Source organism: Stenotrophomonas sp. 63632_Sma (genome assembly GCF_056482875.1).
This window is the reverse complement of the sequence record NZ_CM151220.1, coordinates 2,970,684-2,983,440: the sequence shown is the minus strand read 5'-3', so window position 1 is coordinate 2,983,440 and position 12,757 is coordinate 2,970,684. Positions and strand designations below refer to the sequence as shown.

Annotated in this window: 9 protein-coding genes; 3 read left to right on the top strand and 6 right to left on the bottom strand. The window is 66.4% G+C overall.

Going from position 1 to position 12,757, the window contains the following annotated elements; genetic code table 11:
• The first annotated feature begins 147 nt into the window (after positions 1-147).
• Positions 148-360 (top strand): hypothetical protein, encoded by a 213-nt coding sequence (locus tag ACZK45_RS13875; protein ID WP_478444840.1) that lies wholly within the window; start codon positions 148-150, stop codon positions 358-360.
• Positions 357-605 (top strand): hypothetical protein, encoded by a 249-nt coding sequence (locus tag ACZK45_RS13870; protein ID WP_478444839.1) that lies wholly within the window; start codon positions 357-359, stop codon positions 603-605. The genes ACZK45_RS13875 and ACZK45_RS13870 overlap by 4 nt, the downstream gene beginning before the upstream one ends.
• Before the next feature lie 149 nt (positions 606-754).
• Here the strand turns inward: ACZK45_RS13870 and lpdA are convergent, their stop codons facing one another.
• The 6 genes from lpdA to purB all read right to left on the bottom strand — a co-directional run bounded on the left by lpdA (position 755) and on the right by purB (position 10,934).
• Positions 755-2,191: a dihydrolipoyl dehydrogenase gene (gene lpdA, locus ACZK45_RS13865; RefSeq protein WP_008264626.1), complete on the bottom strand. Its 1,437-nt coding sequence runs from the start codon at positions 2,189-2,191 to the stop codon at positions 755-757.
• A gap of 63 nt (positions 2,192-2,254) precedes the next feature.
• Positions 2,255-3,454, bottom strand: a complete 1,200-nt coding sequence (gene sucB / locus ACZK45_RS13860; protein ID WP_032129627.1) for a dihydrolipoyllysine-residue succinyltransferase — start codon at positions 3,452-3,454, stop codon at positions 2,255-2,257.
• Between the two features lie 40 nt (positions 3,455-3,494).
• Positions 3,495-6,326 carry a 2-oxoglutarate dehydrogenase E1 component gene (locus ACZK45_RS13855; protein WP_032129626.1) on the bottom strand — a complete coding sequence of 944 codons (2,832 nt, stop codon included), beginning with the start codon at positions 6,324-6,326 and terminating at the stop codon, positions 3,495-3,497.
• A gap of 186 nt (positions 6,327-6,512) precedes the next feature.
• Positions 6,513-7,409, bottom strand: coding sequence for a GNAT family N-acetyltransferase (locus ACZK45_RS13850; RefSeq protein WP_478444838.1), 897 nt, complete (start codon positions 7,407-7,409; stop codon positions 6,513-6,515).
• 9 nt (positions 7,410-7,418) lie between these two features.
• Positions 7,419-8,834: a ribosomal protein uL16 3-hydroxylase gene (locus tag ACZK45_RS13845; RefSeq protein WP_478444837.1), complete on the bottom strand. Its 1,416-nt coding sequence runs from the start codon at positions 8,832-8,834 to the stop codon at positions 7,419-7,421.
• A 732-nt stretch (positions 8,835-9,566) separates the two neighbouring features.
• Positions 9,567-10,934, bottom strand: a complete 1,368-nt coding sequence (gene purB, locus ACZK45_RS13840) for an adenylosuccinate lyase (protein WP_125892132.1) — start codon at positions 10,932-10,934, stop codon at positions 9,567-9,569.
• A gap of 294 nt (positions 10,935-11,228) precedes the next feature.
• Between purB and ACZK45_RS13835 the strand changes: the two genes are divergently transcribed.
• Entirely contained in the window at positions 11,229-12,656 is a 1,428-nt protein-coding gene (locus tag ACZK45_RS13835) for a class II fumarate hydratase (RefSeq protein WP_049462122.1), read from the top strand.
• Positions 12,657-12,757 lie beyond the last annotated feature (101 nt).

Below are 12,757 nucleotides of genomic sequence, written 5' to 3'. Positions count from 1 at the left end.
CTGGCCGGCAACCTCCTGAATCTCCGGTTTCCCCGCAATCGGTTTCATCGCCCCCAGCCCCGGTTTCGTCGCAAACCGTTTGCGGGCGGCCAGGGCGGGGCGCCAAGGTGTCCGCAGGCGGCAGGGTGCCGCCCCAAGGAGGCCGTGATGAAGACCCTGTTCGCGCTCGGTGTGTGGTGCCTGCTGTTCGTGCTGTGCTGGCCGCTGGCGATCCTCGCCCTGATCGCCTGGCCGTTCGTGTGGCTGCTGAGCCTGCCGTTCCGCCTGGTCGGCATCACCTTCTCGGCGCTGTTCGCCTTCCTGCGCGCCCTGTCCATGCTGCCAGCGCGCCTGCTCGGTGGCCGAGCGGTGGCTGCATGAGGACGGTGCTGCTGGTGGGTCTGGTCCTGCTTGCGGGGCCGGTACTGGCCACACCTTCAACGCCGCCCTCGGTGTGGCTGGAACGCCAGCAGACTGCTGCGGCTGACGAGGCGAATACTGCAGCGGTCTCTGTGCAGAAAGCCAAGGAGCGCTGCAGGGTCGCGAAGGAATGGAAGGTCGGTGAAACCGTGGTCCAGCACCGCATCTGTGACGATCCGCCGAAGAAGCCGGCTGGAAAGGTGTAGTGCCGAGCCGATACTCGGCTGCTTTTCCCGGGATAGCCGAGCGTTGGCTCGGTTCTACATCATCAACGCCAACAAAAAACCCCGCCGAGGCGGGGTTTTTTGTCTGCAGGCGCGTGCCGACCAACGGTCGGCACCTACCCGGATGCAGATCAGTTCGCCTTGTGGATGGCGCGCTTGCTGACCGCCATCGCGGCGTCGTGGATCACTTCCGACAGCGACGGGTGAGCGTGGCAGATACGGGCCAGGTCATCGGCCGAGCCGCTGAACTCCATGGTCAGCACGCCTTCGTGCACCAGCTCGGAGACGTTGGCGCCGACCAGGTGCATGCCGAGGATGCGATCGGTTTCGGCATGGGCCAGGATCTTCACGAAGCCTGCCGGCTCGATCATCGCCACGGCGCGACCGTTGGCGGCGAACGGGAAGCTGCCAGCCTTGTACGGAATGCCTTCGGCCTTCAGCTGGGCTTCGGTCTTGCCGACCCAGGCCAGTTCCGGCTCGGTGTAGATGACCCACGGGATGGTGTCGAAGTTGACGTGGCCCGGCAGGCCGGCGATCAGCTCAGCCACCGCGATGCCTTCCTCGAAGCCCTTGTGCGCCAGCATCGGGCCACGCACGCAGTCGCCGACCGCCCACACGCCGTTGACGCCGGTGTGGCAGTGCGCGTCGACTTCGATCTGGCCGCGCTCGTTGATCTTGACGCCGGTGCCTTCGGCCAGCAGGCCCTTGGTGGCGGCGCGACGGCCAACGGCCACCAGCAGCTTGTCCACGGTCAGGGTCTTTTCGCCTTCGCTGTCGGTGTAGGTGACAACGACTTCCTTCTTCTTGCCCTTGCCGGTGATCTCGGTCTTGGAGACCTTGGCGCCGAGGCGGATGTCCAGGCCCTGCTTCTTGAATTCCTTGGCAGCGGTCTTGGCCACTTCGGCGTCGGCCACGGCCAGGAACTCCGGCAGTGCTTCCAGGATGGTGACTTCAGCGCCCAGGCGCTTCCACACGCTGCCCAGTTCCAGGCCGATCACGCCGGCGCCGATCACCGCCAGGCGGTTCGGCACTTCGGTGAAGTCCAGGCCGCCGACGTTGTCGACGATGGTCTCGCCGTCGAACTTGGCGAACGGCAGTTCGATCGAATCCGAACCGGCGGCGATGATGACGTTGGTGCCCTTCAGCTCGACGATGGAACCGTCATGCTGGGTGACCTTGACCACGTTGCCCGGCTGCAGTTCGCCGAAGCCGTAGTAGGCGGCGACCTTGTTGGCCTTGAACAGCATGCCGATGCCGCCGGTGAACTGCTTGACGATCTTGTCCTTGCGGCCAACCATCGCCTCGACGTCGATCTTGGCATCCTTGAAGCTGATGCCGTGGTCGCCAAAGATGTGGCCCATGTTCCAGAACTGGCGCGAGGAATCCAGCAGCGCCTTGGACGGGATGCAGCCCACGCGCAGGCAGGTGCCGCCCAGCGCCGGCTTGCCGTCCTTGCCCAGCGCTGCGTCGATGCAGGCGGTCTTCAGGCCCAGCTGGGCCGCGCGGATGGCAGCGTGGTAACCGGCCGGGCCGGCACCGATGACGACGACGTCGAATTGTTCAGCCATTGAATTATTCCTTGATGCATTACCAGAACCCCTCCGCGCAGGCGCGGAGGGGCGGGAGGTGTCTTACAGGCCGAACAGCATGCGGCCCGGGTTTTCCAGCTGGTTCTTGATGTCCACCAGGAACTGCACCGAGTCCTTGCCGTCGATGATGCGGTGGTCGTACGACAGCGCCAGGTACATCATCGGCGCGATCACGACCTGGCCGTTCTGGGCGATCGGACGCTCCTTGATGGCATGCATACCCAGGATGGCGCTCTGCGGCGGGTTGATGATCGGGGTCGACAGCAGCGAACCGAAGGTGCCGCCGTTGGTCACGGTGAAGGTGCCGCCCTGCAGTTCTTCCAGGCTCAGCTTGCCATCACGGGCCTTCTTGGCGTAGTCGGCGATGGTCTTCTCGATGTCGGCGAACGACATGCGCTCGACGTTGCGCAGGACCGGCGTGACCAGGCCCTTCTCGGTCGACACGGCGATCGAGATGTCCGAGTAGCCGTGGTAGATGATGTCGTCGCCGTCGATCGAGGCGTTGACCAGCGGGAAGCGCTGCAGGGCATTGGCAGCGGCCTTCACGAAGAAGCTCATGAAGCCCAGCTTGATGCCGTGTGCCTTGACGAACTCGTCCTGCAGTTCCTTGCGCGCCGCCGACACCTTGGACAGGTCGACTTCGTTGAAGGTGGTCAGCATGGCGGTCGAGTTCTTCGACTCCATCAGGCGCTCGGCGATGCGCTTGCGGATGCGGGTCATCGGCACGCGCTCTTCCGGACGTGCGCCACCGGCCTTGCCGGCGCCGCCGTTGCGGGCGAAGTTGACGATGTCTTCCTTGGTCACCGCGCCGCGACGGCCGGTGCCGTCGACGTCGGCCGGGTTCACGCCTTCGGTGATGGCGGTGAAGCGGGCGCCCGGCGGCAGGGTGTCGGCGGCCGACTTGGCAGCCGGGGCCGGAGCAGCGGCGGCGGCCGGAGCGGCAGCGGCCGGAGCGGCCTCGGCCTTCTTCTCTTCAGCGGCCGGAGCCGGGGCAGCAGCGACGGCGCCTTCCTCGATGATCGCCACGACCTGGCTGGAGGTCACGGTCGAGCCTTCGGCGAACTTGATTTCCTTGAGCACGCCGTCGACCGGCGACGGCACTTCCAGGACGACCTTGTCGGTTTCCAGGTCAAGCAGGTTTTCGTCGCGCTTGACGGCGTCGCCCACCTTCTTGTGCCAGGTGGCGATGGTGCCGTCGGCGACGGATTCGGGCAGTACCGGGGCTTTGACTTCGGTGGCCATTGCGGGAGCTTCCTGGTTTGTCTTCTAAATAGGGGGAGGATTATTCAGCGAACGTGTCGTTGAACGGGTTGACCAGTGCATCGGCGACCAGCTGCTGCTGTTCGCGGACGTGGTCAGCCATGTGACCGGCAGCCGGCGAAGCCGAACGTGCGCGACCGGCGTAGTGCAGGTTCTGGCCATCGGCCAGGCAGAACTGCAGGTGGTGGCGGATCTGGTACCACGCACCCTGGTTCTGCGGTTCTTCCTGCGTCCACACCACGTCGGTGGCCTTGCCGTACTTCTTCAGTTCGGCAGCCAGCAGCGCACGCGGGAACGGGTACAGCTGCTCCACGCGGATGATCGCCACGTCGTCCTGGCCACGCTTGGTCTGGTCTTCCAGCAGGTCGTAGTAGACCTTGCCCGAGCACAGCACCACGCGCTTGACCTTCTTGGCGTCCGCATTGGCGTCGCCGATCAGGTGCTGGAACTCGCCGTTGGCCAGTTCGTCCAGGGTCGACACGGCCAGCTTGTGGCGCAGCAGCGACTTCGGCGACATCACCACCAGCGGCTTGCGGGTGGTCAGGTGCTGCTGGCGACGCAGCATGTGGAAGGCCTGCGCCGGGGTCGACGGCACCACCACCAGCATGTTCTCCAGTGCGCACAGCTGCAGGAAGCGCTCCAGGCGCGCCGAGCTGTGTTCCGGGCCTTGCCCTTCATAGCCATGCGGCAGCAGCAGGGTCAGGCCGGAGATGCGGCCCCACTTGGCTTCACCGGCGGCGATGAACTGGTCGATGACGACCTGGGCACCGTTGGCGAAGTCGCCGAACTGGCCTTCCCAGATGCACAGCGTGTTCGGATCGGTGGTGGAGAAGCCGTACTCGTAGGCCATCACCGCTTCTTCGCTCAGCAGCGAATCGATGACGGTGGCCTTCTCCGGCGAATCCACCAGCTGCCGCAGCGGCATGTAGTAGTTGTCGGTCTTCTGGTCGTGCAGGATCGCGTGGCGGTGCGTGAACGTACCGCGACCCACGTCCTGGCCCACCAGGCGCAGGGCACTGCCTTCGTCGAGCAGGGTGGCGTAGGCCAGGTTCTCGGCAAAGCCCCAGTCGCCCGGGATCTCGCCAGCGGCCATCTTGCGGCGGTCGTCGTAGACCTTGGCCACGCGCGAGTGCAGCTGCACTTCGTCCGGAATGGTGTTGATCAGCTTGGCCAGCTCGACCAGCTTGTTCTTCTCGACCTTGGTCGAGATCGGGTCGGACAGCTTGCCTTCCAGCAGCTTCGGCCAATCGACGAACAGCGGGCTGGTCGGCGGGGTCTTCTCGACCTTGGCCAGCTCGGTGGTCACTTCACCGGCATCCAGCTTCTCGCGGTAGGCATCGACCATCGCCTTGCCGGCACCGGCGGCGATCACGCCCGCCTTTTCCAGCTGCTCGGCGTACATCTCGCGGGTGGTGGCGTGCTTGCGGATCACCTGGTACATCAGCGGCTGGGTGATCGCCGGTTCGTCGGCCTCGTTGTGGCCCCAACGGCGGTAGCACATCAGGTCGATGACCACGTCCTTGGCGAACTTCTGGCGGAACTCGAAGGCCAGCTGCGCGGCGAACACAACGGCTTCCGGATCATCGCCGTTCACGTGCAGCACCGGGGCGGCGATCATCTTCGCCACGTCGGTGGCATAGCGCGTGGAACGCGTGTCCAGCGGGTTGGAGGTGGTGAAGCCGACCTGGTTGTTGACCACGATGTGCACGGTGCCGCCGACGGCGAAGCCGCGGGCCTGCGACATCTGGAACAGTTCCATGACCACGCCCTGGCCGGAGAAGGCCGCGTCGCCGTGGATCAGGATGGGCATGACCTGCTTGCGCGCGGTGTCCTTGCGGCGCTCCTGGCGCGAACGCACGGAACCGGCCACGACCGGGTCGGCGATTTCCAGGTGCGACGGGTTGAACGCCAGCGCCAGGTGCACCGGGCCGCCATCGGTGGCGACGTCGGCCGAGAAGCCCATGTGGTACTTCACGTCACCGGCCGAGGCGTGCTCGTCGTGCTCGAACTTGCCTTCGAATTCGTCGAACAGCTTGCGCGGGTTCTTGCCCAGGGTGTTGACCAGCACGTTCAGGCGGCCGCGGTGGGCCATGCCGATCACCACATCCTTGACGCCATCCTTGCCGGCGCTGCGGATGATGGTGTCCATCATCGGGATCAGCGAGTCGCCGCCTTCCAGCGAGAAGCGCTTCTGGCCGACGTACTTGGTGTGCAGGTAGCGCTCCAGGCCTTCAGCCGCGGTCAGGCGCTCCAGTGTGCGGCGCTGGGTATCAGCGTCCAGCTGGTAGTTGCCACCGGCCAGTTCCAGCTTCTTGTAGATCCACTGGCGCTGCTCGACCTCGGAGATGTGCATGAACTCCGCACCGATCGAGCCGGTGTAGGTCGCCTTCAGGCGTGCCAGCAGGTCGCGCAGCTTCATGCGCGGCTGGCCACCGACGCCGCCGGTGCTGAACTCGCTGTTGAGGTCGCCATCGGACAGGCTGTGGAACGGCAGGCCCAGGTCCGGGGTGTTGACCGGTGCGGCCAGGCCCAGCGGATCGAGGCGGGCGTCCAGGTGGCCGCGCGAACGGTATGCAGTGATCAGACGACCGACATTGCGCTCGCGCTCGTCGCCTGCACCGTTGCCGGTACCGGCCTTCAGCGCATCCTTGGCCGCGTCCGCAATGTGGGAGATGACGGCCGAGTGCGGAATGTCACCTGCTTCACGGCCCTTGAAGCCGTCGAAGTAGGTTTTCCATTTGGGATCGACACTATCCGGGGAGACCAGGTACTGCTCGTACAGGTCCTCGACATAGGAGGCGTTGCCGCCGGCGAGTTGCGAAGATTGCGCAAACTGCTTCAGTTGATTGTCCACGATGGAGGGTGTTGATTCGCTTTGTGGGGTATGGCTTCAGAAGGACCCGGCAGGAAGATGAATAGCCCTGCGCGGGCGCGTTCAAACAGCCAAATTGTACCCCCAACCGGACACGAAGGGGCAGCACCAGAGGTATCGCGCGTCCCCCGGTGCCGGTTCCAGACAGGTTGAGTCAGCCCGCTCCGCTCAGATGCCGAGCGCGCGCAGTTCTCTGCAATCACGCGAACGGTCCCAGACGCGCTGCAATTGCTGCTCGAACGGCTGCGAACGTGCCGGCAGCGCGATGCCGGCTTCGCCGTCGAGGCGATGGCCGATCAGACGAAAGTAGAAGTCGCCCGCATCGTTGAGCAGGCAGGCCGAGGCCAGTGCACGGTCGACCGGGTCGGTGACCTCGCGGAACTGGATCACGCTGGGCAGGCGCTGGGCCAGCGCCAGCAGCGGCGTCCCGCTAGAGGCGATCGCGGCGGCGTCGTGCACGATCACCCGCAGCTGCTTGTCGTGGCGGGCGGTGACGAAGCGGCGCAGGGCGGCCTGTACCGGGGGCGCGTCGAGCAGTCCGGGGTCCAGCTGGCGGCTGTGCAGCCACAGCTGCCGACGGGCGCGGTGGATGATGGCCGTGGTGGTGGCCACCGCCTCGGCGCGGCTGTCGATGGCGCTGGCCGCGCCCAGCCGGCGGCGCATCTGCTGGTGGCCGATTCCGGCCTCCTCGAACACCTCGCCTTCGGGCAGGAAACCCTGGCGGGCATAGAAGTCACGGGCGGGCAGCTGGGCGTGCAGATGCAGCTCGGCCAGGCCGAGCCGGCGCCCGGCCTCCACCAGTGCTTCCAGCAGGGCCCCGCCGACCCCGTGGCTGCGATGGCTGGCCAGCACCGCCATGCGGCCGATGCGGCCATCCGGGGCCAGCCGGCCCGTGCCGACCGGCTGGTTGTCACTGTCCAGCGCCAGCACATGGGCACTGACCGGGTCCAGCGCATCGCGTTCCAGCTCGGCGGCGATGCCCTGTTCCTGCACGAACACGCATTGGCGCACCTCGTGGATGGCAACGTGGGCATCGGCGTGGCTGACCTGCTGGACCCGGATCATGGTGGCGACTCAGGCGCGGCCAGCACCGCTGTCGTCTTCCTCGTCGTCCTCGAAGTTGACGATGACCTCGATGCCGTCGTCGTGTACGGTCACGGAGTGGACATCGTCGGACACCGCGTCGGCGTCGATCGCATCCACGCGGTCGCGGCCTTCGACGACCTCGCCGAGCACCACGGCATCCTCGCCGTCTTCCTCGTCTTCGGCCTCGTATACCTCATTCGGGTCGATCAGCTGGAACACCCCGCCGACCAGCAGCTGCTGGACCACGGCACGGCCCTTGTCGGACAGGCCGCGATAAGCGGCGGCGTCCAGCTGTTCGGTGCCAGCCAGGCGCTGCGCGTCCTTCACCGGCAGCGCGAAGTCCTGGCCGCTGACATACAGGCTGGCGCCACGCTTGGCCCGGCGCCAGGCCAGCCGGGCCCACGGGTGGCGCTGCAGCAGCAGGCCCGATGCCAGGGCCTGGACCACTTCTTCCTGTGCCGGTGCGGCCTGGTGGGCCATCACTTCGCCGGCCGCGCGGTAGGTGGTGATGAAGCGGCCGAACCAGTCGCCCAGCTTGTCCGGGTCGTTCATGCGGATGGCGTTGAGCGCGGTGATCACCCGCGCCATCGCCACCGTGTCGATTTCGTTCGGGTCGGCCGGCACCTTCAGGTCGGCATCCTGGTAGCGGATGTTCTCGTCGGCATCGGCGATCAGGGTGTCCAGGTAGTCGCTGATCAGCTCGGCCGAAGACGGCGCGCGCATGCCGAACGAGAATGTCAGGCAGGGATCTTCGGCGACGCCGTGGTGCGGCACGTTCGGCGGCAGGTACAGCATGTCGCCCGGCGCCAGCACCCAGTCGTGGGTCGGCTTGAACACCTTCAGCAGCTTCAGCTCCACGTCGGGGCGGAAGCCCAGCGGCGGCTGCTTGCCCTTGATCGATTCGCTGGCATCGATCTGCCAGCGGCGATGGCCATGGGCCTGCAGCAGGAACACGTCGTACTGGTCGACGTGGGCGCCGACCGAGCCGCCGGTGGCGGCGAAGCTGATCATCACGTCATCCATGCGCCAGCGCGGCAGGAAGCTGAAGTGCTCGATCAGGGCGCGCACGTCCGGGTCCCACTTGTCCACGTCCTGCACCAGCAGGGTCCAGTCGTGGTCGGGCAGGGCGGGGAACACGTCTTCCTGGAATGGACCGGTGCGTACGCGCCAGCCGTCCTGGGTCTTGTCGTGCTCGATCAGGCGTGCCAGCACGCCTTCCTCGCAGGCCAGCCCGGCCAGGTCTTCCGGCTGCACCGGGGTCTGGAAGTTGGGGAAGGCGTTGCGGATCAGCAGCGGGCGTTTCTGCCAGAAGTCGCGCAGGAAGGTGGCCGGCGCCATGCCCAGCGGCTGGCCGGGGCGGGCGGTGACTTCGATCAGGGGGGCGGAGGACTTGCGGGCGGCCATGGGGGAATCCTTGCAGCGGAAAGCGGGAGGGGCGGCGCGGCGGGCCGCCTGAGATCTCCATTGTCCGCCGTTCGCCGGGATTGCGCACGTGCGCGGGTTTGTCGCGGGGTGTCCGGCCAACGGCGGAGCCCCTCGTGGCGGGGTGGTTCAGAATCAAAAGCCGCGCTTGGCCGGGCGGGTGGGCCATGCAGGGGACGCTGCAAGTACGTCCTTGTAAGCTCGATGGCGCCATCCATGGCGCCAACGCCCCTGCATGGCCCACCCGCCCGGCCCCTGACAGTTTCCTGCGCGGCCCGCCACGGAATGGAAGAAGAAGATCAAAGGCAAAAGCGGGTCGCGCGCTGCGCTTGCTCATGCTCCTGTAGAGCCGAGCCCATGCTCGGCTTGCTGTTGGAACAAGCAGCCGAGCATGGGCTCGGCTCTACAATCAGCCAAAAACAACAGAGGGACGCGGCGAAGCCGCGTCCCTCTTTCAAATTCCGTCCCGACAACCCAATGCTCTTCGATCCGTCACCGGGAATCTGTCAGAGGTGGGGCGGGTTGGGTTCGCGGGACCGTTGGCGCCATGGATGGCGCCATCGAGCCCCCAAGGACGGGTTCACGGCGTGTCCCGCGAATCCAACCCGCCCCGCCAAGCACGGCAAAAACCCAGAGCCGCTATTGACGTTGATGTTGCTGTTGCTGTTGCCTGCCGCAGGCAGCGCCCGCGGCCGCCGCCGCAAAGGAAACTCCTTAAATCTTCTTCGCCAGCGACTCGGCCAGGCCGGTGTAGCTACCCGGGGTCATCTCCAGCAGGCGCTGCTTCGCATCCGCCGGCAGCTCCAGCCCCTGCACGAACGCCCGCATCGACTCGGCGGTGATGCCCTGGCCGCGGGTCAGCGCCTTCAGCTGTTCGTACGGGTTCGGCAGGCCGTGGCGACGCATCACCGTCTGCACGGCCTCGGCCAGCACTTCCCAGGCCGCATCCAGATCGGCATCCAGGCGCTGCGGGTTCACTTCCAGCTTGCCCAGGCCCTTGGCCAGCGAATCCAGCGCCACCTGGCTGTGGCCGAACGCGGTACCCAGTGCACGCAGCACGGTGGAGTCGGTCAGGTCACGCTGCCAGCGGCTGATCGGCAGCTTCGCGCTGAAGTGCTCGAACAGCGCATTGGCAATGCCGAAGTTGCCTTCCGCATTCTCGAAATCGATCGGGTTGACCTTGTGCGGCATCGTCGACGAGCCGACTTCGCCTTCCTTCAGGCGCTGCTTGAAGTAGCCCAGCGAAACATAGCCCCAGATGTCGCGGGCCAGGTCGATCAGGATGATGTTGGCGCGGCGCGCGGCATCGCCGATTTCGGCGATGTTGTCGTGCGGCTCGATCTGCGTGGTGTACGGGTTGAACACCAGGCCCAGGCTGGTCACGAAGCGCTCGGCGAAGGCCGGCCAGTCCACGTCCGGGTAGCTGGCGATGTGGGCGTTGTAGTTGCCCACCGCGCCATTGATCTTGCCGGTCAGTTCGACCGCGGCAATCTGCTTGCGCTGGCGTTCCAGGCGGGCGACCACGTTGGCCAGCTCCTTGCCGAGGGTGGTCGGCGAGGCGGTCTGGCCGTGGGTGCGCGACAGCATCGGCTGGCCGGCCTGGGCGTGGGCCAGGCTGCGCAGGGAGGTGGCGATGCCATCCAGCGTCGGCAGCACCACCTCGCGGCGCGCCTGTTCCAGCATCAGGCCGTAGCTGAGGTTGTTGATGTCTTCGCTGGTGCAGGCGAAATGCACGAATTCCAGCGCCGGGGCCAGCTCGGCGTCGTCCTTCAGCTGTTCCTTGATGAAGTACTCCACCGCCTTGACGTCATGGTTGGTGGTGCGCTCGATCTCCTTCACGCGCGCGGCCTGGACCGGGCTGAAGCTGGCGGCCAGGGCACGCAGACGCGCGATGGCGGCGTCGGAGAACGGGGCCAGTTCGACGATGCCCGGCTCGGCGGCCAGGGCCAGCAACCACTCCACTTCGACCGTGATGCGGGCCTTGATCAGGCCGTACTCGGAGAAGATCGGGCGCAGGGCGTCGACCTTGCCGGCATAGCGGCCATCGAGCGGGGACAGGGCGAGCAGGGCGGAATCGGACATGTCGGCAGGGCTGGGGCGAGCGGCGGGGGCCATATTCTACGACGTGCCGGTGAGGTAGTGCCGGCCGCTGGCCGGCAACCACGCCCGGCCCACGATTCCATGGATTGCTGGCCAGCGGCCGGCACTACCCCTTGCGCGTGCAGATCGGCCCTGCGGATGAAACGATCTGGCCCGCCCTCGTCATCCCACGCTGCGGGCAAGGGAGTATCGTTGGCGCAGCCGCCAGCCCGGGAAGCGACACCCTGCCAGCCGCCGCTTCCCTTTCCCCAACTGAAGTAGTGCGGAGTTGATGCAATGAGCAAAGCTGCAAGCAAGGGTTTCAGAATCGAACACGACAGCATGGGCGAGCTGCAGGTGCCTGCGGACGCCCTGTGGGGCGCCCAGACCCAGCGTGCCGTGCAGAACTTCCCGGTGTCGGGCCAGCGCATGCCGCGCGGTTTCATCCGTGCCCTGGGCCTGGTCAAGGGCGCCGCCGCGGGCGTCAACGCAGAACTGGGCCACCTGCCGAAGAACGTGGCCAAGGCCATCCAGACCGCTGCCGCCGAAGTGGCCGCCGGCAACTGGGACGCGCAGTTCCCGATCGATGTCTACCAGACGGGTTCTGGCACGTCGTCGAACATGAATGCCAATGAGGTCATCGCCACCTTGGCCAACCGTGCCGGCAAGGCGGGCAAGACCAGTGTGCACCCCAATGACCACGTCAACCAGGGGCAGAGCTCCAACGACGTGATTCCGACCGCGTTGCGGGTGTCGGCGGTGTTGGCGACGCATGAGCAGCTGCTGCCGGCGCTGGTGCACCTGCGCAAGACCCTGGACAAGAAGGGCCGCAGCCTGCGCAAGGTGGTCAAGACCGGCCGCACCCACCTGATGGATGCGATGCCGCTGACCTTCGAGCAGGAATTCGGCGCGTGGTCGGCGCAGCTGGCGTCGGCGCAGGAGCGTATCGAAGACAGCCTCAAGCGCGTGCGCCGGCTGCCGCTGGGTGGCACCGCCATCGGCACCGGCATCAATGCCGATCCGCGCTTCGGTGCACAGGTGGCCAAGGCACTGAAGCAGCAGACCGGTTTCAAGTTCGACAGTGCCGAGAACAAGTTCGAAGGCCTGGCCGCACAGGACGACGCGGTGGAGCTTTCCGGTCAGCTCAATGCGCTGGCGGTGGCGCTGATCAAGATCGCCAACGACCTGCGTTGGATGAACGCCGGTCCGCTGGCCGGGCTGGGCGAGATCGAACTGCCGGCGCTGCAGCCGGGCAGCTCGATCATGCCGGGCAAGGTCAACCCTGTGATTCCGGAAGCGACGGTGATGGCCTGTGCACAGGTGATCGGTCACCACACTGCGATCACCGTGGCCGGGCAGACCGGCAACTTCCAGCTCAACGTCACCCTGCCGCTGATCGCAGTGAACCTGCTCGATGGCATCGGCCTGCTGGCCAACGTGTCCACCCTGCTGGCCGACAGTGCGATTGCCGGGCTGAAGGTGCGCGAGGACCGCGTTGCCGAGGCGCTGGCGCGCAACCCGATCCTGGTTACCGCCCTCAACCCGATCATCGGCTACGAGAAGGCGGCGGCGATCGCCAAGCGCGCGTACAAGGAACAGCGCCCGGTGCTGGATGTGGCGCTGGAGGACAGTGGACTGGAGGAGGCCGAGCTGCGTCGCCTGCTGGACCCGACCGCGCTGACCGCCGGTGGCATCCAGGCCGGTGGCGGCGGCGCCGGCGGTTGATCGGCCGGTTGTAGAGTCGAGCCATGCTCGACTGTTGTTCCGGAGTCGAGCGTGGCTCGACTCTACAGAAAGCAGAAACGCCGCCCTTTGGGCGGCGTTTT